14 protein-coding genes and 1 tRNA gene are annotated in these 22,274 nt (G+C 64.9%); 12 read left to right on the top strand and 3 right to left on the bottom strand.

Annotated features, from left to right (window positions below):
* Positions 1–45: 45 nt before the first annotated feature.
* The 8 genes from THIVI_RS21680 to THIVI_RS21715 all read left to right on the top strand — a co-directional run bounded on the left by THIVI_RS21680 (position 46) and on the right by THIVI_RS21715 (position 10,699).
* On the top strand, positions 46–1,092 hold the full coding sequence (locus THIVI_RS21680) for a hypothetical protein (protein WP_014780656.1): 1,047 nt from the start codon (positions 46–48) through the stop codon (positions 1,090–1,092).
* 35 nt (positions 1,093–1,127) lie between these two features.
* On the top strand, positions 1,128–2,594 hold the full coding sequence (locus THIVI_RS21685) for a glycogen synthase (protein WP_014780657.1): 1,467 nt from the start codon (positions 1,128–1,130) through the stop codon (positions 2,592–2,594).
* Between the two features lie 28 nt (positions 2,595–2,622).
* Positions 2,623–6,222 carry a chromosome segregation protein SMC gene (gene smc, locus THIVI_RS21690; RefSeq protein ID WP_014780658.1) on the top strand — a complete coding sequence of 1,200 codons (3,600 nt, stop codon included), beginning with the start codon at positions 2,623–2,625 and terminating at the stop codon, positions 6,220–6,222.
* Between the two features lie 89 nt (positions 6,223–6,311).
* The gene (locus THIVI_RS21695) at positions 6,312–7,073 is read left to right on the top strand and encodes a cell division protein ZipA (RefSeq protein WP_014780659.1); all 762 of its coding nucleotides are present in this window, start codon (positions 6,312–6,314) and stop codon (positions 7,071–7,073) included.
* A gap of 2 nt (positions 7,074–7,075) precedes the next feature.
* On the top strand, positions 7,076–9,319 hold the full coding sequence (ligA, locus tag THIVI_RS21700) for an NAD-dependent DNA ligase LigA (RefSeq protein WP_086013620.1): 2,244 nt from the start codon (positions 7,076–7,078) through the stop codon (positions 9,317–9,319).
* Positions 9,320–9,355: 36 nt separating this feature from the next.
* Positions 9,356–9,628 (top strand): hypothetical protein, encoded by a 273-nt coding sequence (locus THIVI_RS21705; RefSeq protein ID WP_014780661.1) that lies wholly within the window; start codon positions 9,356–9,358, stop codon positions 9,626–9,628.
* A gap of 4 nt (positions 9,629–9,632) precedes the next feature.
* On the top strand, positions 9,633–10,442 hold the full coding sequence (locus THIVI_RS21710) for a carbonic anhydrase (RefSeq protein WP_014780662.1): 810 nt from the start codon (positions 9,633–9,635) through the stop codon (positions 10,440–10,442).
* 180 nt (positions 10,443–10,622) lie between these two features.
* Positions 10,623–10,699 (top strand) — tRNA-Arg (locus THIVI_RS21715).
* A 189-nt stretch (positions 10,700–10,888) separates the two neighbouring features.
* Here THIVI_RS21715 and THIVI_RS21720 read toward each other — a convergent pair.
* Positions 10,889–11,416: a hypothetical protein gene (locus THIVI_RS21720; protein ID WP_014780663.1), complete on the bottom strand. Its 528-nt coding sequence runs from the start codon at positions 11,414–11,416 to the stop codon at positions 10,889–10,891.
* 583 nt (positions 11,417–11,999) lie between these two features.
* Here THIVI_RS21720 and katG point away from each other — a divergent pair.
* The 3 genes from katG (at position 12,000) to THIVI_RS21735 (ending at position 15,428) form a co-directional block, all read left to right on the top strand.
* Entirely contained in the window at positions 12,000–14,156 is a 2,157-nt protein-coding gene (katG, locus tag THIVI_RS21725) for a catalase/peroxidase HPI (RefSeq protein ID WP_086013627.1), read from the top strand.
* Positions 14,157–14,363: 207 nt separating this feature from the next.
* Complete coding sequence (locus tag THIVI_RS21730) at positions 14,364–14,666, top strand: HvfA family oxazolone/thioamide-modified RiPP metallophore (protein ID WP_014780665.1); 303 nt, start codon at positions 14,364–14,366, stop codon at positions 14,664–14,666.
* Between the two features lie 147 nt (positions 14,667–14,813).
* Positions 14,814–15,428, top strand: a complete 615-nt coding sequence (locus THIVI_RS21735) for a gluconate 2-dehydrogenase subunit 3 family protein (RefSeq protein WP_014780666.1) — start codon at positions 14,814–14,816, stop codon at positions 15,426–15,428.
* 192 nt (positions 15,429–15,620) lie between these two features.
* Here the strand turns inward: THIVI_RS21735 and THIVI_RS21740 are convergent, their stop codons facing one another.
* Together THIVI_RS21740 and THIVI_RS21745 are read right to left on the bottom strand one after the other, a co-directional pair.
* The gene (locus tag THIVI_RS21740; RefSeq protein WP_014780667.1) at positions 15,621–17,003 is read right to left on the bottom strand and encodes a GH1 family beta-glucosidase; all 1,383 of its coding nucleotides are present in this window, start codon (positions 17,001–17,003) and stop codon (positions 15,621–15,623) included.
* Complete coding sequence (locus THIVI_RS21745; protein ID WP_014780668.1) at positions 17,000–18,763, bottom strand: ABC transporter ATP-binding protein/permease; 1,764 nt, start codon at positions 18,761–18,763, stop codon at positions 17,000–17,002. Before THIVI_RS21745 ends, THIVI_RS21740 begins: the two co-directional genes overlap by 4 nt.
* A gap of 223 nt (positions 18,764–18,986) precedes the next feature.
* On the opposite strand from THIVI_RS21745, the gene THIVI_RS21750 reads away from it, so the two are divergent.
* The gene (locus THIVI_RS21750; RefSeq protein WP_014780669.1) at positions 18,987–22,103 is read left to right on the top strand and encodes a discoidin domain-containing protein; all 3,117 of its coding nucleotides are present in this window, start codon (positions 18,987–18,989) and stop codon (positions 22,101–22,103) included.
* The last annotated feature ends 171 nt before the right edge of the window (positions 22,104–22,274 follow it).

The raw sequence follows: 22,274 nt of genomic DNA on the forward strand, positions 1-22,274 counted from the left end.
ATCGCCATCGATACGGATCGTATTCCGGCAATCGCGGATGCCTGTATGAACAGGTTTCCCAAGGACGCGCACGATCCATTGGCGGCCTTGTCCGAACGCAGTCCGGCCCCGGACGCGCCCGATCTGGCGCCGCCTTCAGTCGCCCTTGACCCCGTTTTCCCGCTGGCGAGCCAGACGACCCGGCTGGATCTTTACGAGGGCGCGCCTGGCGAGGTTCGGGCGAACTGGAGTCTGCAAGCCAACGATTATGTCGTTGCAAGCCATGATTTTCCGCTCGCGGGTGGGGCGCCGTTTCCGGTTCTACGGTTGCGACGCGTGGGCGATGATGGCGGTTCCGAGTACGTCGACGAGATTTCGCTCCGTCTGGCCGAACAGCGCGGCAGGGGCGATGCCGGATTCAGGGTGGGGCAGGATGCATCGCGCTTCGAGGCGGAACTTGGTCTCGTCAACGGGGAGGGCGGCTGGCTGCTTCTCGCGCGCTCGAATCGACTTGAACATGCGGCCAGTCTTGGGCTCAATTTCCCGCCTCGCCGGGACGGGGAGGGAGATCGACACGTATCGGACCCGACTCTGGACCCTCCGCGAACCGAACTCGCGCAGACGTTTCCATTCCCCGATCCGATCGATGGGCGAATTCCTGAAGCGCGGATCGCGCTGCTGGATCGATCCGAATCCAACCGAGGCGGTCCCGGAGCCCCGAGCGGATCCGCGCACGTCGATTCCGCGCAACACGCGGCACTCGCCACCCGGTTGGCGCGGGAGATTCTTAATAACAGGTCATTGGCGCCGGCCGATGATGGCGCGCCAATCGCGCGGGCAGCGACCGAGCCGGCGGGCATCGGCGTCTCCGCCATCCCGACCTTGGTCTACGGTCGCTCGGCGCCCTCGTGCGCCGCGCCTCTGATCGAGGCCGAACTGCGTATCCACGGCTGGGCCGCGCCTAATACCGAGATCGACCTTTTCGGTCAGCGCTATCGTGTCGGTCCCGGCGGGCGCTTCCAGTTCCTGGTCAGAGTCGATGATCCAACCCTGTTGAAACAGGCGTTGACACTCCATCCGCCGCCGGGGTTGAGCGATCCGCGCGATGATTGAACACACACACCACCTTCGTGAAGGGGATTTGACGTATGCAGATCGCCATGGTGAGCGCCGAGTGCGCGCCCATCGCAAAAGCAGGGGGCCTTGGCGATTTCGTTCAGGGTTTGTCTCGCGCACTGGTCGGCCGCGGAGCAACGGTGGACGTTTTTCTGCCGTATTACGACGTGTCGCGACTGGACTCCGTCACCGGCCTGCGCGAGGTCTATCGGGAGCTGCGGGTGCCTTTCCACGACCAGTGGCTGACCTGTCGGGTGCTCGGCGGCGCGATGGAGGGCGTCAACTGCCTGTTCATCGACCCTCGGTCGCCGCACGGTTTTTTCCAGCGGGGCCGGATCTATGGCGAATCGGACGACCCGGAACGCTTCGCCTTTTTCGCGCGCGCGGTGCTGGAGTTTCTGCTCCAATCCGGGCGGCGGCCGGATATTCTGCATTGCAACGATTGGCAGACCGGGCTGATTCCAGTCCTGCTATATGAGATTTATCAGGCGCTTGGACTCACGAGCACCCGGGTCTGTTATACCCTGCACAACCTCGGTTACCAGGGACAGGTCGGCGAATCCATCCTGCGTCAGGTCGGGCTTGACCCACGGCGTCTGATGGCGCCGGATCGGTTGCTCGATCCCCAGGATACGCGGGTCGCGAATCTGTTGAAGGGCGGCATCGTGTTCTCGAATTTCGTCAATACCGTCTCGCCGCGCTATGCCTGGGAGATTCAGGAGACCGATCAGGGGATGGGATTACAGTCACTGCTGAAAACGCACACGCACAAGTTTGGCGGCGTGCTGAATGGCATCGACCCCTCGATCTGGAGCCCCGAGGTCGATCCACTCATCCCGGTCAACTTCGGATCGGACAGTCTTCCGAGCAAGGCCGCCAATCGGCAGGCGCTGCGCGCACGCCTGGGCCTGCGGGACGCGGAAAAGCCCATCCTCGCGATCGTCAGCCGACTGGACCGCCAGAAGGGGGTTCATCTGATGGAGCACGGCATTCGTTACGCGCTCGCGCACGACAGTCAGGTGGTGCTTCTGGGCACGGCGCTCGATCCCGTCATCGCCGAGCGGTTTGCGCGTCTGAAGCATGAGACCGAGCCCAACCCGGATTGTCATCTTGAACTGGGTTATGACGAGGCGCTTGCCCACCTCATCTATGCCGGCGCGGATCTGATCCTGATTCCAAGTCTCTACGAGCCCTGTGGGCTGACCCAGATGATCGCCATGAAGTATGGCGTGGTGCCCGTGGTCCGGCGCGTCGGGGGGCTGGCGGACACGGTGTTCGATGCCAATTATTCGGACAAACCCTTCGAGGTGCGCAATGGCTATCTCTTCGACGACCTCACCGAGGCCGGACTGGAGAGCGCCCTGAGCCGCGCGATCGGTCTGTGGCGGGGCTTCCCGGAATATTTTCGGCAATTGCGGGTCAACGGCATGCGCGCCGATTTTTCCTGGAGCCTACCCGGTCAACAGTATCTCGACATCTACGCGCAGATTCGCGCGTAGCGGCAGAACCGCGCGTCAGTATTGAGACATGAGACTCGAAAAGATCAGGCTGGCCGGATTCAAGTCGTTCGTCGATCCCACGACGGTCTCGTTCCCAAGCAATCTGGTGGGCGTCGTCGGGCCGAACGGCTGCGGCAAGTCCAATGTAATCGATGCCGTGCGCTGGGTGATGGGCGAAAGCTCGGCCAAGATGCTGCGCGGCGAGTCGATGGCCGATGTCATCTTCAACGGCAGTACCGGGCGCAAGCCGGTGGGCGTGGCCAGCATCGAATTGGTGTTCGACAACAGCGACGGCGGGGTCGGCGGCGAGTACGCGGCCTTCAATCAGATCGCGGTCAAGCGCCAGGTCTCGCGCGACGGTCAGTCCGGCTATTTTCTCAACGGCTCGCGCTGCCGTCGGCGCGACATTCAGGATCTGTTTCTCGGCACCGGTCTGGGGCCGCGCTCCTACGCCATCATCGAACAGGGGATGATCACGCGGATCATCGAGTCGCGCCCGGAGGATCTGCGGCTCTTTCTGGAGGAAGCGGCGGGGATTTCCAAGTACAAGGAGCGGCGGCGCGAGACCGAAACCCGCATCCGTCACACCCGCGAGAATCTGGACCGACTCGACGATCTGCGCGAGGAGGTGGGCAAGCAACTTCAGCATCTGGAGCGTCAGGCCGCCACCGCGGAGAAATACACCCAGCTTCGGGCCGACGAGCGGCGTCTGGATCTGGAGTTGAAGGCGCTGCGCTGGCGTGCGCTGGACGTGGAGATTGAGCGCCAGGAGCGTCTGCTGGCCGAGGCGGAAAACGCCACCGAGTCCGGGATCGCGCGACAGCGTCGCTTGGAGGCGGATATCGAGGCGCGGCGCGAGGATCAGAACGCCGCTTCGGACAGCTTCAACGAGGTGCAGGGGCGTTTCTATGCCGTGGGAGCGGAAATCGCGCGGGCCGAGCAGGCGATCCAGTTCGCCGCGGAGGCGCGCGGCCGGCGCGAGGCCGAATTGGTCCGGCTGGAACAGGAGTTGTACGAGGCCGAACGCCATCTGGAGCGCGATCAGACACGCCTGACCGAGATCGCGGGCGAGTTGGCGCGCGACGAGCCCGAATGGCAGGCGGCCGAACAGGCGCTGGGCGAGGCCGTCGGGGTTTTGATGACCGCCGAGGATCAACTCAAGGTCTGGGAGTCCGAGTGGGACGCTTTCAATCAGGCGTCGGCCCGTCCCGCCCAGCAGGCGCAGGTCGAGCGGGCGCGCATGAATGCGCTGGAACAGCGTGTCGGGCGTGATCGGGAGCGTCTGCGCCGCATCGAGGAGGAGGCCGCGCGTCTGGACGCGGGCGATGTCGCGACGCGGATCGAAGAGCTGACCGAACGGGAACTCGGGCTTGAAGAGCAGATCGGCGAGGTCGAGTCGCATCAACAGGGTTGCGCCGAGGATCTGGAACGTCGGGAGTCGGCGCTGCGTGAATTGGCCGACGAACTCGACCGGCTGCGCACGGGGCTTCAGGAGTCGCGGGGACGCCTGGCCTCGCTGAGCGCCTTGCAGGAGGCGGCGCTCGCCGACCGGGATGGCGAGCGCGCCGCGTGGCTCGCGCGTCAGGGGCTCGCGGAGGCGCCCCGTCTGGTCGATCATCTTGAAGTTGACGCCGGCTGGGAAACGGCGGTGGAAACCTTGCTGGGCGACGCGCTGCGGGCGGTGGGAACGACCGGGCTGGATCGGCATGGCACGGTGGCCGAGCCGCTGCTGCCGGGGTTGGTGCTGTTGGATACAACGCCTGCCCTTGGGGAAGGGGGCAAGGGGCAAGGGGCAAGGGGCAAGGAGGAAGGGGCGAGGGAGCTTGGCACAGAGGAAGGTGCGCGGTCGGACGATGCGCTCGACACGCTGGTGTCCAGAGTGCGTGCGCCCTGGTCGCTGGCGAGTCTGCTGGGAGGCGTGCGGGTTGCCGAGGGACTCGCGGACGCGCTCGATGCGCGCGAGACTCTGGGGCCAGGCGAACGTCTGATCACTCGCGAGGGCGTGCAGGTCGGTCGCAACTGGTTGGGCGCGCCGGCGACCGAGGACGGTGGCGGTGTGCTGGCGCGGGCGGATGCCGTCAAATCGCTGCGAAGCGAGATCGCGGATCTGCTGGCGGATGAATCGGCCCTGTTGGCGGACGCGGAGCAGTTGCGCGCGGCGCGGGCCGAGGCGGAACAGTCGCGTCTGGCCATGGATCAGCAACGCACGGTGCTGGAGCGCGAGTTATCCAGTCTGCGGGCCGAACTCAGTAGCGCGCGCACCCGTCGCGAGCATCAGCAGGAACGTCTGCGGGCGCTGGCCGACGAACGGCTCGAACTCGATCAACAGACCGCCGACGCCATCGCCGAGATGGAAGAGACCCGAGAGCGTCTTCACGAACACCTGGCCGAGATGGATGCGCTGGCCGAGCGGCGTGACTTCATGGTGCAAGAGCGCGACCGTCTGCGCTCGACGGTCGCCCAGGGGCGCGAGCGCGAGCGCGCCTGCCGCGAGCGGAGCCAGGGTCTGCGGGTCAGTGTCGAATCCAACCGGGCCGCGCGGGCGGCGACCCAGCAGAGCCTGACGCGCGCAGATGAGCAGCAGACCCAACTGAGCGAGCGGCGCGACGCGTTGCAGGATGCGCTGGAGGAAGACGTCGAGCCGCTGCTCGAACAACGCGAACGGCTCGACGAACATCTGGCGTTGCGGGTCGAGGTCGAACAGGCGCTCGGCGATGCCCGCAACCGGCGCGAGTCGCTCGATGCCGAGGTGCGCGGGCTGGAACAGGAACGCCTGCGGGTGGAGCAGGGGGTTCATGCGAATCAGCGCGGCCTGGATGCCCTGCGGCTCGAACGTCAGGAGCGTCTGGTGCGGCGGCGGACCCTGGAGGAACAGCTTGCCGAGTCGGATACCGTTCCGGCGGCGGTGCTGGCGTCCATGGACGACGCGGCGCGCGCCGCGAGCGCGGCCGAGGACGGCGAGGCGGTGTGGCAGGAGGAACTGTCCAAGGTCGGCGCGCGCATCCAGCGCCTGGGTGCCATCAACCTGGCCGCGATCGACGAATTCAAGGAACAGTCGCAGCGCAAGACGTATCTGGATGCTCAACACGAGGACATCACGCGCTCATTGGAGACGCTGGAGCAGGCTATTCGCAAGATCGACCGGGAGACGCGCCACCGCTTCAAGGAAACCTATGACCGGGTCGATCAGGGATTCCGGGAGATTTTCCCGCGTCTGTTCGGCGGCGGACAAGCCTATCTGACACTCACTGACGAGGATTTGCTGGAGACCGGGGTCAGTGTCATGGCGCGGCCGCCGGGCAAGCGCAACTCGACCATTCATCTGCTCTCCGGCGGCGAGAAGGCGCTGACCGCGGTCGCCCTGGTGTTCGCCATTTTTCAGCTCAATCCGGCGCCTTTTTGCATGCTCGACGAGGTGGACGCGCCGCTGGACGACGCCAACGTGGTGCGTTTTTGCGAGCTGGTCCGTTCGATGTCGGAGCGGGTTCAGTTCATCTTCATCAGCCATAACAAGGTGACGATGGAGATTGCCGACCATCTGCTGGGGGTCACCATGCACGAGCCGGGCGTCTCGCGTCTGGTCTCGGTGGACGTGGACGAGGCGGTTCGGCTGGCGGCGGTTTCCTGAATGGGCGTCATTGCGGGACAATACAGCCTCGACGCACGTTGATATACTCGACGAACACATTTCACATTATTTCTACAACCAGAATTCGCATGGACCCCAATACCATCCGCCTGATCCTGATTGTCGTCGGCGCCTTGATGATTCTGCTTCTCTATCTGTGGGAACGCCACCGCGAGAAAGAAGCGGACGCGGAAGAAGAGGGATACGAGGAGGATTTCGATGCCGAAGAGGATGTCGATTCGCCTTATGGTGTACATAAAGGCAAGCAGGAGCCAACGCTTGGCGCACTGGATGAAGACCGGGCCACTGTCCACGCAAGATCGGTGTCGCGCTCCGAAAACCAATGGGATGGCGATGACGTCAAGAGCGAGGATGCGCCTCGCCCCGAGTCCAGGCCTGTCGCGTCCGGGTCCAAGCTCGAACCGCTGTTGATTCAGGTCAGCGTCAGTGCGCGCGGACAGCCGTTTCCGGGGCCGGCACTGATGGACATGGCCGAGTCGTGCGGACTGCATCCGGGCGAGATGGACATCTTTCATTGTCTCGACGAGTTCGACGACGAGACCCGGGTCTATTTCAGTATGGCGAACATGGTCAAGCCGGGAACCTTCCCCTTCGACGACATGGAGGATTTTTCGACTCCCGGTCTCATGTTGTTCGCGCAACTGGAGGGCAACCCGGAAGACATGACCATCCTTGACGAGATGATCGCCACGGCGCGCAAGCTGGCCATTTCACTCAATGGCGATGTCCTCGACGACACCCGGCGTTCGCTGACGGTGAAGAAGCAGGACGAGATGCGCAAGGCGGTGCTCAACCATCAGCTGCATTGGTCAAGGACCGGTCGGCGGTGAGCATGCCCGATGATGCGCATCGGCGCGCCGAGTCCCTGCGCGCACGAATCCGCTATCACAATCATCGCTATTACGTACTCGACGATCCGGAGATCCCGGATGCCGAATATGACCGCCTGATCCGCGAACTTCAGGCGCTGGAGGCCGAGTATCCGGCGCTTGTGACGCCCGATTCGCCGACTCAGCGAGTCGGCGGCCAGCCCCGCCCCGAGTTTCTCGCCGTCCGTCATCGCATCCCCATGATCTCGCTCGATAACGCGATGAGCGACGCGGAACTGCTGGAATTCCATCAGCGCCTTGCCAAGTCCTTTCAAGACGACGCTCCGATTCTCTACCTCGCCGAGCCCAAGCTTGACGGTCTGGCCGTGAACCTGCGTTACGAACAGGGCATTCTGATCCAGGCCGCCACGCGGGGCGATGGGACGACCGGCGAGGACGTGACGCAGAACGCGCGCACCATTCAGACGATTCCGCTGCGTCTGCTCGGGGAGGATTGGCCGGCGATCCTGGAGGTTCGCGGGGAGATCTATATGACCCGCGCCGGGTTCGCGCGGCTGAACGCGGAGATGCGGCGCAAGGGTCGGACACCCTTCGCCAACCCGCGCAACGCGGCGGCCGGGAGCCTGCGCCAGCTCGACGCGCGGATCACCGCCGGGCGGCCGCTGGCCTTCTGCTGTTATGGCTGGGGTGAACTTTCGGCGTCAGCCGGCGAGAGTCAGTTCGTCATGCTGCAACGCCTGGCTGCCTGGGGCGTGCCGATCTCAAAAGAACTGCAACAGGTGCGGGGGCTGGACGGCTGCCGTGCCTACTTCGATGCGCTTGGCGAGCGCCGCGACGCGCTGGATTACGACATCGATGGCGTGGTGTTCAAGGTCGATCGACTGGCGGATCAGGTGCGTCTCGGGGCGACCGCGCATCATCCGCGCTGGGCGGTCGCCCGCAAATTTCCGGCCCAGGAGGAACTCACCCAGGTCGAGGCGGTGGAGTTTCAGGTCGGACGGACCGGCGCGGTGACGCCGGTCGCGCGACTGCGGCCCGTGCAGGTCGGAGGCGTGACCGTCGCGAACGCCACCCTGCACAACATGGACGAGGTGATTCGCAAGGATGTGCGCATCGGCGATACCGTCATCGTGCGCCGCGCCGGCGAGGTGATCCCGGAGGTCGTGCGGGTCGTCCCCGAGCGCCGTCCGCCGGATGTCCGCGCGGTCGAATTGCCGAGCCAGTGCCCCGTTTGCGGCTCCGATGTGATCCGTCCGGAGGGCGAGGCGGTGGCCCGCTGTACCGGCGGACTTTATTGCCCCGCCCAGCGCAAGGAGGCGATCCGGCATTTCGCCTCGCGCCGCGCGATGGATATCGAGGGTTTGGGCGAGAAGCTGATCGAGCAACTGGTGGATCTGGATTGGGTGCGCGAGCCCGCCGATCTCTATCGCCTGACACCGGAACAGCTCGCCAGACTCGAACGCATGGGCGAAAAATCGGCCGCGAACCTGCTCGCGGCGCTGGAGCGGAGCAAGGAGACCAGCTTCGCCCGCTTCATCTTCGCGCTCGGGATTCGGGAGGTCGGCGAGACCACCGCGCAGGCCTTGGCCGCGCGCTTCGACGGGATGGCGTCTCTGATGCAGGCGCGCGAATCCGATTTTGTCCGGGAGCGCGGGATCAAGGGGATCGGCATCGAGACCGCAACCGCGCTGCACCGTTTTCTGGTCGAGCACCCAGAGCAGGAGACAGACGGCAACCTGGCGGACTGGCTGACCGGACTCGGGATTCGCGGTCTGACGCCGGCGCGCGCGTCCCTGCTGGCGGAGCGCTTCGGGAGTCTTCAGGCGCTGCGTCTGGCCGGGCTGGAGGATCTCTATTGGAACAGCGCCCGTCTGGTCGAAGGCGTCGGCCCCGTGGTCGCGGCCCATCTCGCCGGTTTTTTTGCCCAGGCGCACAATCGCGAGGCCATCGCGCGACTGCTGGCGGCTGGAATTCGCTGGCCGGAGACCGCACCCCAACCGAGCGCCGCAGGCGCATCGCCGCTGACCGGAAAGACCTTCGTCATCACGGGCACGCTGAGTCGCCCGCGCGATGCGATCAAGGAGCAGTTGCAAGGATTCGGCGCCAGGGTCTCGGGCAGCCTCTCCAGCAAAACCGATTATCTGCTGGCGGGCGAGGCCGCTGGCTCGAAGCTCGACAAAGCGCGGGCGCTCGGCATCCCGGTGCTCGACGAGGCCGGACTTGCGGCCCTGCTCGTTCAAGAATAAGAATCGCCCCAAACCACTACCGCAATTGGAGACACCATGACCGACCTGACGAAAGAACAGGAAATCCTGATCGCCATGCGCTGGACCCTGTCGGCGATCGTGAAGGATGTGACACCGCCGCCTGGAATGCGTCATCCGCTGTCGGACGCCACCATCCAGGACGTGCGGAAGTGCCTGGGTTTGATCGCGGCGCGCGAAAAGGAACTGGCCGACGAGCAGGGACGCGGCGGCGAGCGTCCCTATTATGCCGACGAGCCCCAGAGCGTCCAGGTGGTTTCGATCGATCGCATCAAGAAGCGCGGGGCTTGAGAACATGGTCGATACGATCCTGCTTGACGGTTGTATCCGAGCGCCGCGCCGCGCCTTCGTTTTCCTGGTCACGCTGATCGCTGCCGCAGGTAGCGGATCGAGCATTGCCGCCGCCTCGGACGCTTCCGGCCCGCGTTGGAGCTATGCGGGCGAGTCGGGTCCGGCGCACTGGGGCGATCTGGACGCGGCGAACGAGACCTGCGTCAAGGGGCTGTCGCAATCTCCGGTCGATCTGGCGCAAACGCAGCCGGCCGCCTTTACCCCGCTGAGTTTCCAGTACCGCTCCCAACGCCTTGAGGCCGTCAATAACGGGCATGGCGTGCATGTTCTTTCGCCTCCCGGAAGCGCCCTGCTGGTGCGCGGCGATGCCTACGATCTGGAGGAGTTCAATTTTCATGTACCGGGAGAACACGGTTTCAATGGCGTCACGGCCGAGGCCGAAATCCATCTGGTGCATCGTGATCGTCAGGGGGGGTACGTCATTGTCGCGGTGCCGGTTCGCGCGGGCGAGCGCGAAAACCGCATCCTGTCGCGCATCCTTGAATATCTGCCGATGCGTGGCGGGGAACAGGTGAGACACCGCCAGGTCGGGATCAATCCAATTTTTCTGTTACCGACCGATCACAGTTATTTTCGCTATGTCGGATCGCTGGTCACCCCGCCCTGTACCGAGCCCGTGCTGTGGTTTGTCATGAAGGAAGCGCTCGAAGTCAGTCCCTGGCAGATTCAGCGGATCGCCCAGGCGGTGGGCGCGAATGCGCGTCCGCTTCAGCCGCTCAACGGACGGCCGGTCTTTTCGTTGTTCAGGCAGTGAGGTTCAGACTGTGTCTGGGCGCGTTGGAGGAGCGTGGCTGACCATCCCATTATTCGCGGTTCGAGGGCATCGCCACGAGTTACTTCAGGAGACGGCGAATGCCAAGCCATGCCGAACACTGTTTGAGCCGGCAAAATTGCCTTTGACGGAAGCGCGTCCGACATCCATAATACTTGGTCTGCGCCCGTAGCTCAGATGGATAGAGTACAGCCCTCCGAAGGCTGGGGTCACAGGTTCGAATCCTGTCGGGCGCGCCAATCAAATCAAACGCTTGATCCGCTTCATTCCCATCCTTTGGCAATCCCGCGTGACGTGTCGTGACACGGCAGTTCAACTGCGCTTCTCGCTCGCTTGCAAGGTCGTACCCGACCAGAACGCCCTCAAGTGTGGGAGTCACGGCAACGGTGCGAACGATGTGCGCCGCGACCAGAAATTCCAACCCTTAGCTATATCCCTCTCCCCAGATCCGTCTTGTCGTCCGGCGGACCGGCGAGGAGCCGGGCCAACTCGGGCGGTGCATAGCCCAGACACTCGCCCAGCGCAGCCCGGCTGCGCGCGGTCAGAAAATCGCGCGACAGACGCCGCTCGGCGAACAGCAGATGTTGATGGGCGGCCTGGTCCAGATACAGCAGATCCGCCGACGCGGGTGCAAAGGGGCGGCGGCTGACGCGGGCGATCCGCCCTAGGTTCACCCCGCGTCCGTCGTCGAGCAGCAGCAGGTGCGGGGCCAGCCCGCGCGTCGGGTCGGGGCGCGGGAAGTCGATGACCCCAAGCAACTCGAAGGGCTGGCCGGTGAGCTGCACGCCGAGTTGAATGGCGCTCTCGACCAGTTCGACCAGATAGAGGGTCTCGCCAACGGCGGCGCGCAGACGCTCGACCTGGCGGCGATAGTCGGCGGAGGGCCAGAGGCCCGCGTCGATCAGGTCTGTATCGAGCGGCTCGGGTCGATTCGTTTGGTGCGATGGCTCGCTCATGCTGGATATTTCCCCATGCTTTGGTCCTTAGGCGATATCCGGGAATGAGTATCCCAATTTCGAGTGTTCTAGGGGCGATTTAAATCGCCCCTAAACGGTTTTCTATTCCGGAAGATAGCTTCTCCCTTCGTCCATCCATTGAATTTCCCTGTCGTGTCGATCTTCCGTTCCGATTGGAGTCGTTCTTCCGATCGGTTCATTCTTCATCAAGGTACTAGAGCGCGGAATATGTGCTCCATGTGCCTACCGCGGACCGGCTCTGGAGCACGGTCAAGCCGGGAAAAACGCGGGCTTCGCGAGAGATCATTCGATTCACCAATGACGAGGAGACAAAACAATGCGCCGAGCAACCATCCCCGCCGCCATCATGTCCGCGCTTCTCACCGCTCCCGCAGTTCCTGTCGCCCAAGCCGAGACCGAGCCTAACCTGCCCCTCAGCGAGGCTCCCCTGGGGCTCGGTCTCTCTCTGCCCTCGTTCGACTGGGTTCGGAAGCCCAGTCGTGCCGATGCCGGCAGCCCGGCAGACACGGCCGTGACTCAGGCGAGTACCACTGCGCCGATAGCCGATATCCAAGCCTCGGCCATGGCGTCCGGCAAGCCGAGGCCCAACCAATTCTGGTGGCCTGATCAGCTCAATCTCCAGCCGCTGCGCGACCACGATCCGGCGTCCAACCCTTACGGCGAGCGCTTCGATTACGCAACAGCCTTCGCCAGCCTTGATTTCGAGGCCCTGAAGACGGATCTCAAGGCGCTGATGACCACCTCCCAGGACTGGTGGCCGGCCGACTTCGGCCACTATGGCCCCCTGTTCATCCGCATGGCCTGGCACAGCGCCGGCACCTACCGCGTCTCGGACGGGCGCGGCGGCGCCGGTGGCGGCCAGCAGCGCTTCGATCCGCTCAATAGTTGGCCCGACAATGTCAACCTCGACAAGGCGCGGCGCCTGCTCTGGCCGATCAAGCAGAAGTACGGCCGCAACATCTCCTGGGGCGACTTGATGGTCCTGGCCGGTACCGTCGCTATGGAGGATATGGGTTTCAAGACCTTTGGCTTCGCCGGCGGCCGAGCGGACGACTGGGAGCCAGAGATGGTCAACTGGGGTCCGGAAGCCGACATGCTGGGGCGGGAGCGCTACGACGAACAAGGGAAGCTGGAGAACCCACTCGCGGCCACGCAGATGGGCCTCATCTATGTGAATCCGGAAGGCCCCGCCGGGAACCCGGACCCGCTTGCGGCCGCCGAGCAGATCCGCGTGGCCTTCGGCCGCATGGCCATGAACGATGAAGAGACCGTCGCCCTGATCGCCGGCGGCCACACCTTCGGCAAAACCCATGGCGCGGGCAAACCGTCCGAGTGCGTGGGCGCGGAACCGGCGGCGGCTCCCATCGAGCAGCAGGGTCTCGGCTGGGCCAATCAATGCGGCAAAGGCAATGCCGAGGACACCATCGGGAGCGGCCTGGAAGGCGCCTGGACCCAGGCGCCGACGCAGTTCACGATGCTGTATCTGACGAACCTGTTTAACTTCGACTGGGAACAGACCCGCAGCCCCGCCGGCGCCATTCAGTGGCAACCCAAGGGTGGAGCTGGCGCCGACACGGTCCCCGATGCCCATGTCGAGGGCAAGCGGCATGCCCCGATGATGTTCACGACAGATCTGGCGCTGAAGTTCGATCCGGCCTACCGCGAGATTTCCAAGCGCTTCCTGGAAAACCCCGAAGCATTCGAGCTCGCCTTCGCCAAGGCGTGGTTCAAGCTGACGCACCGCGATATGGGACCGCGTGCGCGGTACCTGGGCGCCGAGGTGCCAGACGAGATGTCGATTTGGCAGGATCCGGTTCCGGAGGTCGATGACGAGCCGGCCAACGCGACGGATATCGCCGTGCTCAAGCAGAAGATCCTCGACTCTGGCCTCTCCGCGGCCGCGCTGGTGCGGACCGCATGGGCATCGGCCGCCACCTATCGCGACTCGGACATGCGCGGTGGTGCCAACGGTGCGCGTATCCGCCTGAACCCGCAGAAGGATTGGCCGGTCAATGACCCGCCGGAGCTGGCGAAGGTGCTGGCGACACTGGAAGGCATCCAGAAGGATTTCAACGGCTCGACGCCCGGCGGCAAGCAGGTCTCCCTCGCCGACCTGATCGTCCTTGGCGGCGCGGCCGCCATCGAGCAGGCGGCGAAAGCAGGCGGCTATCTGGTGGAGGTGCCTTTCAACCCCGGCCGCGGGGATGCGACCCAGGAGCAGACCGATGTCGCCTCCTTCGCCGTCCTCGAGCCGACGGCGGATGGCTTCCGTAACTACTTCGGGAGCGGCAACCGCCTGTCGCCGGCAGAGATGCTCGTCGATCGCGCGGACCTGCTGGGACTGACCGTTCCCGAGATGACCGCGCTGGTCGGCGGCCTGCGCGCCCTGGGCGCCAACGCTGGCGGCGTCAAGCATGGCGTGCTCACGGATCGTCCCGGGACGCTGAGCAACGACTTCTTCGTCCATCTGCTCGATCTGTCGACCAAGTGGTCGAAATCGGCGGACGCGGAGGGGATCTACGAGGGCCGCGACCGCGCCTCGGGCGAGCTGAAGTGGACAGCGACGCCGGTGGATCTGATCTTCGGATCGAACGCCGAACTGCGTGCCGTCGCCGAGGTCTATGCCTCCGCGGATGGTGACGAGGAATTCGTCCGCGACTTCGTCGCCGCCTGGACCAAGGTGATGACAGCCGACCGCTTCGACCGGAAACAAGGCTAGCAGCCTGTCGGACTTTTCTGCTACCGAGCGTTCGAGCCGCTCGGTAGAATCCGCGCATTCAAGGCTGCGGGGCTTGCTTGCACTGAAAGCATCAGGCTTCCTCTTGAGATACCTTAACCGAGGGCGAGCCCTGCGTAGGTTTCACCAATGATCGGCCGATGTCTTTCCATCTATCCAACCAACTGACGATCGATCTGGAGTCATGCTATGAGCAACAAGACCCTGATTTATACGACGCTGGCGGGCGCGGCCCTGGTGGGCAGTCTGGCGACCTTCGGTCTGGCCCAGGCGGCGGACAATCCGTTCGCGGTACAGGCACTGGATCGCGGCTACGTCCAACTCGCCGAGTCCGATGCCGAGGGCAAGTGCGGCGAGGGTAAGGACGCCGAGGGAAAATGTGGGGAAGGGAAAAGTGCCGAAGGCAAGTGCGGCGAGGGCGAGGGCGAGGGCGAGGGCGACAAGGCGGCCGAAGGGAAATGCGGCGAAGGCAAGTGCGGTGGCAAGAAATAACCGAGGCGCTTGACCGCTTCGTGTCCGGGCGCGGTCCCGCGCCAGGGCACGGAGCTTATCCGGGGCGCATCGCGGGATGCGTCCGGGATCCAATCCCATCCTTCAGTCATCGCAGTGAACAAGCCTCCGCCAGCGGGAGCCACGCCCATGCGCCGAGAACGACCGACCCGGCCCGAGGCCGGCATGCCAATCCCCCTTCAGTTGCTCGATTGGCATCGCGCGCTCTTGAGCCGCCGCGCCTTTCTGGTCCGGTTGGCGGGCGTCTCGGCCGCCGCGCTCTTCGGCCCCACGGCGGCCCGCGCCGCGGCCGCTGATGCCGAGCAGGACTCCGAGCACCGCTGGGCGCTGCTGGACGCCGTGCAGCAACACCTCTTCCCCTCCGAGCTCGACAGCCCTGGCGCGCGCGAGATCCAGGCGCTGACCTATCTGCGCTTCGTCCTCGCCGATTCCAAGGTGGATACCGAGGAGCGGCGCTTCATTCTCGCCGGTACCGCCTGGCTCGATGACCTCAGCCAGCAGCGCGCCAACCGCCGATTTCTCGATCTGGACGAAGCGGCGCGCGAGTCGTTGCTGCGCCAGGTCGCCGCCAGCCCGCAGGGCGAGAACTGGCTCTCGACCCTGCTGCTCTATCTGATGGAAGCCCTGCTGACGGACCCGGCCTACGGCGGCAATCCCGACGGCATTGGCTGGCGCTGGCTGGAGCATACCCCCGGCTACCCGCGCCCGAGCGTCGCGACCCTCTATCCGCGCCTGCCGCTCTGAGCGACCGCCGGCGGCAAAAAGCGCGCTTAGGCGCACCGAAGGCCAGCACCGCCACCGCTCGCAAGTCGGCTACGCTTCTCTACCGCATGCTCGCCAACAAGATCGAGTCTGAAAGCGCATCGTCTCGATTGAATTCGATCGCTTTTTTCAGCGTTTTACGAAGAGAAATCGGATCCTGGATGCGTTGCTGGCTCATACGCCATTGGCGCGAATGACATTTTGGTAAAAACGAGCGCTCGCCTTGAGGATGCGTGCCTGGTTCGGAGGATCGACCCGGATCAGCCCGAAACGCTGGGAGTAGCCTTGTGCCCATTCAAAGTTGTCAAACAGCGACCAGACGAAATAGCCGCGCAGATCCGCTCCCTGTTCAAGTGCCGCATGCGCGGCGCGAAGGTGCGCGCGCAGATAGTCCACCCGCTCGGGATCCGGAACCAGTCCGTCCGCTGGCGGCGGGTCGTCGAAGGCCGCCCCATTCTCCGTAATATAGGTCGGCGGATTGCCGTAGTGCTCTTTGATCCATAGCAGGGTTTCGGTGAGTCCCGGCGGATAGACCTCCCAGCCCATGGTGGTGCGGGGGGCGTTCTCGGGACTGATTCGGATGGCGCCAAGCGGCTGGGTGTTGGGATCGGCCCGTACCAGCCCCCGCGAATAATAGTTCACGCCGATGAAGTCCGTGGCGCAGCCTGTTCCGAGCGATCCGCCCAGAACGGAGTCGGACGTGGAGCGGATGCGCGCTAGGTCGGCGTCGGCGAATTCAGGCCAGGCGGCTCCGAAGATGGTCGCGAGTTCCGCCGGGTAGCGGCCCAGGTAGAGCGGATCGAGAAACCAGCGGTTGATGAAGGCGTCGCGTCGGCGCGCGGCGGCTTGGTTCTCGGGCGTTGGCGAGGCGGGATGTTGGGGCTCCAGATTGACCGCCAGACCGATCCGGTGGCGGCCGCCCAGCGACCGATAGGCGGCGACCGCCTCGGCATGCGCCAGCAGCAGATGATGGGCGACCCGTGGCGCCTCGAACGGATCGCGATGACCCGGCGCCAGTTCGCCATCCAGATAGCCCGGAACCGTCACTACCCAGGGCTCGTTGATGGTCACCCATAGCGGCACCCGATCGTCCAGCGCGCGGAACAGCACCTGCGCGTAGTCGGCGAACCAGGCGGGACTGTCGGGATTGAGCCAGCCCCCGCGATCGTGCAGGGCGGCTGGCAGATCCCAGTGATAGAGCGTGATCATGGGCGCGATGCCGCGCTCCAGCAGGGCATCGACCAGACGCCGGTAGAAATCGAGCCCCTTGGCGTTGACGCTCCCCCGGCCCTCGGGGAGCACCCGGCCCCAAGCGACGCTGAAGCGATAGGCGCCCAAGCCAAGATCCGCCATCAGCGCCACGTCTTCCTCGAAACGCCGGTAATGATCGCAGGCCAGATCGCCGGTGTCTCCGTTGGCCACGCGCCCAGGGGTGTGGGCAAAGCGGTGCCAGATACTGGGGCCGGCGCCATCCGCCAGCGGTTGGCCTTCGATCTGATAGGCGGAGGTGGCAGCGCCCCAGAGAAAGTTCGCCGGAAAAGCCGCCTCGGATGTCATACCGGATCTCCATTGGGCTTGGGTGGGGCATCTGGAATGACAGGCGCGGCGATATCGGGCGGCGCATCGGCGCCGTTGCCGAGCGTCTTCGACCCGCCGGGTGGGCTCAACTGCCAGGTGCCGCCTTCCGCGATCTCCAGGAGCCGATCATAGAAACGGGGATCGTCCGCCGCGTCTCCCAGGGTCAGATAGGTAATATCCTGATGACGCAGGAGATTGAGCAACTCGCCGACCGCACATTCGCTGAGCGAGCGGCTGGGGTGATCCAGGAAGACGAAGCGCGGCGCGGCGAGCAGCACCCGCGCGAACGCCAGACGCTGCTGCTCGCCCAGCGACAGGAGATCCGCCCAGTTCTGCTCCACGTCGAGTCCGCCGGCCTTCAGCAGCGCATGGTCCAGATTCAGGGTCTTGAGGCTGACGCGGATCTTCCAATCCGGCATGCCTTTTTCCTGCCCGGTGCGCAGCAGTACCTCCCGCAGCGTTCCCGGCGGCAGATAGGGCCGCTCGGGCAGGAAGAAGATCTCGTCATGTCCAGGGTGCAGGATGCGCCCCTCCCCCCGGTACCAGAGGTCGGCGGTCGCCCGGAAGAGCGCCTTTTCCGCCGATTCGCTGGTGGAACGGACCAGCAGACAGACCCCGGCAGGGATCGACAGACTCAGATCCTTGACCAGGATCCGCCCGTCGCGGGGCTCGTACAGCGTGAGTCGCTCGAAGGCGACGCTGCCGCAGGCATCGCTGAATTCGAGTGACGGAGACTGGCCGGGCCGCTCCTGACTCATGGCGTCACGCAGCGCATTGAGCCTCGCCACCACCGCCGTGTAGGCCGAGATCGACTGAAACTGGGTGATGATCAGCGAAAAGGCGCCGAGCAGGTGCGTGAAAGCCACCGCCGATTGGGTGATGACGCCGAAGTCCGCGTGGCCCTTGATGAAGAGCGGGGCGACGATCAGGGCGGGGATGATCTGGATCAGATAGTTATAACTGGTGGTGAAAAAACCCAGATTGCGGTTGATGAGGATGATGCGCTGGAAATTCGCGGTCAGGTCGTCCAGCCGGTCGCGCAGACGGGCCTTGAGCCGCCCCTCCCGGCGCAGCAGCGCGACGGATTCGGCGTTCTCCCGCACATGCACCAGGCGCGAACGGAAATTGGCCTCGCGGTCGAGTTGGTCGTAATTGAGCTTGACCAGGGGCTTGCCCAGATAAATGGCGAGCAGCGAACCAAGGATGGAATAGGCGACGGCTACCACGAACAGCAGTGGGCTGATACTCCACAGCACCCCGGAAAAGGCCACCACGGTAAAGGTGGCATTCAGAAACATCAGGGTGAAGGAGAGCGTGGTGGCGGTGAGTGCCCGGATGTCCTCCGAGATGCGCTGATCCGGATTCGTCAACTCGCCGGTGGCGTGGAGCCGAAAATAGGTGCGATCATCCAGATAACGGTCGATGGCGTGTCGGGTCAGCCATTTGCGCCACAGTAGACCCAGACTCTCTTCCGCGTAACGATAGATCACGGCGACGACCGTGGACACCCCGATGACGAAGACGTAGACCAGGGCATAAAACACGAATCCGTCCATGTTCTGGTTTTCGATCGAGGTCATGAAGTCTCGATTGACGTAGCTGTTCAGGACGTTCAGCCCGTTGATCGCAAATAGAAAGAGAATCAACGCCGCGAACAGCAGGCGAGCCCTGCCGCCAACCTCGGAGCGACCGAGATCCCGCAACATCCGGAGAAAACGATTCCAGATCGCGGGAGTCATGGGCACTCCGAGTTTATTCAATAGAGACCAGACGGTACGCATCGCGGGAGTCGAGGAATGATGAAGAAGGGATGGCCGCTATCGGGTGGGCCGGGTGGTTTCGAGTGACTTTGAAACTGACGCAGTATAGCTTATACACACGCCTTGTCGCGTGTCATCCTTTGCTCCCTGGGCTGACATCTTACTGCCCGGAACGCGCGCCATTCTTGACCGGTATCCCTGTATGCAAATCCTGACGCTGGACGATTTCGCCGATCTTTCCGACTGGTCTCCTGTCGCCTCCGGGCAGGCCCGGCTGGAACTTTTGCCTGATGTGGCCCCGAGCGGCCAGGCCATGTGTCTGGAGTTCGATTTCGGGGCCGGAGGCGGCTTCGTGGTCGCGCGCAGAGGCTTGCCGCTGATCCTGCCGGAGAGTTACGCCTTCGTGCTGGAGGTACGCGCCTCGGCGCCGGCGAATGCCTTCGAGTTCAAGCTGGTGGACCCGAGCGGCGCCAATGTCTGGCGGTTTCGCGACGAATCTTTCGCGTTCGAGACGGATTGGCGCACCCTGCGCATCCCTGGCAGCGCCATCGACTTCGGCTGGGGACCGGCCGGAGGCGGCGTGGCCCGCGAGGTGGGCGCGATCGAGATCGTGGTGGCCGCCGGTCCTGGCGGCGCGGGTCGTCTCTGGATCGCCGATCTTCGCCTGGAGGATCGCACCCCGGCGGAAATGCCGCTGATCCATGCCTCGGGCGCCCAGCCCGATCATGCCGCCGCCTGCGTCCTGGACGGCTGCCCCGACACCTGCTGGCGCGCCGACCGGCTGCCCGCCTGGGTGGATCTCGATTTCCGGGAGGAACGGGACTATGGGGGGCTCATTCTGCACTGGGATTCGATCCAGGCGCGATGTTTCCAGGTGATGGCCAGCGATGACGGCGCGTCCTGGCGCGCTCTCTATGCGGCGCCACGGGCGGCGGGCGCGCAAAACCCTGTCTATCTGCCGGGCGGTTGCTCGCGTTTCCTGCGGCTCGCGCTCGATGAAGGCGAGGACGACCGGGTTCCCGGACTGGTCTCCATCGCGGTCCAGCCCGAGTCGTTCGCGCGTTCGGTCAACGACTTCTTCCACCGTCTGGCGGCGGATGCGCCGCGCGGACGCTATCCCCGCTGGCTCTCTCGGGAACAGAGCTACTGGACGCCGGTGGACGTGCCCGACGGCGCGGTGCCCGCGCTCTTCAACGAGGAGGGCATGATCGAGATTCTCCGCGCGGGCTTCTCCATCGAGCCCTGTCTGGTCGTCGACGGCGCGCTGGTGACCTGGGCCGATTGTGCGCTCCGTCAGGGACTGGCCCGACCCCCTCTGCCGATTCCCGAATCCATCTGGACCTGGGGCGATGCCTCGTCCGTGTCCGGGATCGACCTCGGATTGACCGTGACCGCCTGCGCGACGGGCGCGCCGGGTCGGATCTGGATCTATCTGCGTTACCGGGTGGAGAACCGCGGAACCCGACGCCATGCGATCGCCATTCATGCCGTGCTGCGTCCATTCCAGGTCTCGCCGTCCTGGCAGGGCTGGCGCGACATCGGCGGGGTCAGTCCGATCCAGGAGATCGCCGAGCGCGACGGCGCGGTCTGGGTCAACGGCAGACTGGCGTTGGTTCCGCTGACCGCGCCGACCGCCTTCGGCGCGGCGGCTTTCGACGAGGGGACGATCGGCGACGCTCTCGCAGCCGGCGGGCTCCCTGTCGCGACGGCGGTCAGCGACCCCTTCGGCTACGCCTCGGGCGCCCTGGGATTCGACGTGGCGCTGGAGCCCGGCGCGGTCGGCGAGGTCTATCTCGCCGCGCCGCTGGAGCCGATGCAGGGGCCGCTCGCCACATCCGATCCGCGTGACTCGCTGCCGGCTGGCGTGACGGGTCCGGATCAATTCGCGCTGGCGCTGGAGCAGTGGTCGCGTGTGGTGGGCGCGGTCGAATTCAAGCTGCCGGCCCTGGTGCAGGAGTATTTGGACACCTGCAAAGGCTCGCTGGCACACATCCTGATCAACCGTGACGGTCCGGCGTTCCAACCCGGCCCGCGCCGTTACACCCGCTCCTGGATTCGCGATGGGGCAGGGATGGCCGCCGCGCTGCTGCGTTTGGGACGACATCAAGAGGCCGAGGCGTTCATCCGCTGGTACGCCCCCTATCAGGCACCGGACGGAAATGTTCCCTGCTGCGTCGACAAAGACGGCGCCGACTGGCTGCCCGAGCACGACAGCCACGGTCAGCTCATCTTCGCGGTGGCGGATTATTACCGCTTCACCGGGGATCGCCGACTGGTGGAAGACCTCTGGCCCGCGGTCCGCAAGGCCGTCGGGTATCTGGAGCACCTGCGCGCCCAGCGACTCACCGACGACTATCGCTCGGGAGACCGGCGCGCCTGTTATGGACTCTTGACCGAATCGGTAAGCCACGAAGGTTATCTGGCCCATCCGGTGCATTCCTACTGGGACGACTTCTGGGCGCTGCGGGGTCTCAAGGACGCCGTGGAACTGGCGACGCTGATGAGGGAGGGCGTCGAGGCGGATCGGCTCGCCCGACTGCGCGACGACTTCCGCGCCACGCTCCACGACTCCATCCTCCGCACCATGGACACGCGCGGGATCGACTTCCTGCCCGGTTCGGTGGAGTGGGCCGACCCGGACCCCACGGCGACCGCCAATGCCCTGACCCTGATCGACGAGACGCACCACCTGCCCGCCGTCGCCCTGCACCGCAGTTTCGACCTTTTCATGGAACGCTTCCGGGCCATGCACGGCGAGCATCCGGTGCCCTGGACCAATTACACCCCCTACGAGATCCGCATCGTCGGCGCGCTGGTCCGACTGGGCCGCCGGGACGACGCCCATGAACTGGCGCGCTTTTTCCTGGCCGAACGTCGCCCGCCCGTCTGGAATCAATGGCCCGAAATCGCCTGGCACGATTCCCGCGCGCCCGGACATCATGGCGATCTGCCGCACGCCTGGATCGGCTCGGAATACTGCCTGGCCTTTCGGGACATGTTCGCCTACGAGCGCGAATCCGACCAGTCGCTGGTCGTCGGCGCGGGGATTCCGTCCGCGTGGCTGGACGCTGGAGAGGTTTCGGTCAAGGGTCTGCCAACCTGGTACGGCAAGCTCGATCTGGCGCTATGGCGCACGGCCGAGGGGCGGATCGCGGTCCGTCTCGGCGGCGACCTGCGACTCCCGCCGGGCGGCATCCGACTCGCCCCGCCCGTTTCGGGTCCGGTGCGGGAGGCACGGGTGAATGGTGTTCCGAGCGGGGATTTCACGGCGGATGAGGTTCGGATCGCCGCACTGCCCGCCGAGGTGGCGGTGTCCTAGGGCGTGTCATCTTGGCGTCATCCGCCATCGTAGGAGCCCGCTTGCGGGCGATGGGGGTTGGCAGCCCCAAAAGGCTTTTGCAGATCATGTCGCCCGCAAGCGGGCTCCTACGTCAGAATGAAAATGGCTGGCGACGACCACGGGGATTGGCTTTTCGACCCGCGTTCCCGC

It is taken from the genome of Thiocystis violascens DSM 198 (assembly GCF_000227745.2).
GTDB classification, from domain to species: Bacteria; Pseudomonadota; Gammaproteobacteria; order Chromatiales; family Chromatiaceae; genus Chromatium; species Chromatium violascens.

Coding starts and splice junctions, on each gene's coding strand:
- katG (WP_086013627.1), top strand. CDS start 12,000: ATGGCGTCCGGCAAGCCGAGGCCCAACCAATTCTGGTGGCCTGATCAG.
- ligA (WP_086013620.1), top strand. CDS start 7,076: ATGCCCGATGATGCGCATCGGCGCGCCGAGTCCCTGCGCGCACGAATC.
- THIVI_RS21735 (WP_014780666.1), top strand. CDS start 14,814: ATGCGCCGAGAACGACCGACCCGGCCCGAGGCCGGCATGCCAATCCCC.
- THIVI_RS21750 (WP_014780669.1), top strand. CDS start 18,987: ATGCAAATCCTGACGCTGGACGATTTCGCCGATCTTTCCGACTGGTCT.
- THIVI_RS21695 (WP_014780659.1), top strand. CDS start 6,312: ATGGACCCCAATACCATCCGCCTGATCCTGATTGTCGTCGGCGCCTTG.
- THIVI_RS21680 (WP_014780656.1), top strand. CDS start 46: ATGAACAGGTTTCCCAAGGACGCGCACGATCCATTGGCGGCCTTGTCC.
- THIVI_RS21710 (WP_014780662.1), top strand. CDS start 9,633: ATGGTCGATACGATCCTGCTTGACGGTTGTATCCGAGCGCCGCGCCGC.
- THIVI_RS21740 (WP_014780667.1), bottom strand. CDS start 17,003: ATGACATCCGAGGCGGCTTTTCCGGCGAACTTTCTCTGGGGCGCTGCC.
- smc (WP_014780658.1), top strand. CDS start 2,623: ATGAGACTCGAAAAGATCAGGCTGGCCGGATTCAAGTCGTTCGTCGAT.
- THIVI_RS21745 (WP_014780668.1), bottom strand. CDS start 18,763: ATGACTCCCGCGATCTGGAATCGTTTTCTCCGGATGTTGCGGGATCTC.
- THIVI_RS21730 (WP_014780665.1), top strand. CDS start 14,364: ATGAGCAACAAGACCCTGATTTATACGACGCTGGCGGGCGCGGCCCTG.
- THIVI_RS21685 (WP_014780657.1), top strand. CDS start 1,128: ATGCAGATCGCCATGGTGAGCGCCGAGTGCGCGCCCATCGCAAAAGCA.
- THIVI_RS21705 (WP_014780661.1), top strand. CDS start 9,356: ATGACCGACCTGACGAAAGAACAGGAAATCCTGATCGCCATGCGCTGG.
- THIVI_RS21720 (WP_014780663.1), bottom strand. CDS start 11,416: ATGAGCGAGCCATCGCACCAAACGAATCGACCCGAGCCGCTCGATACA.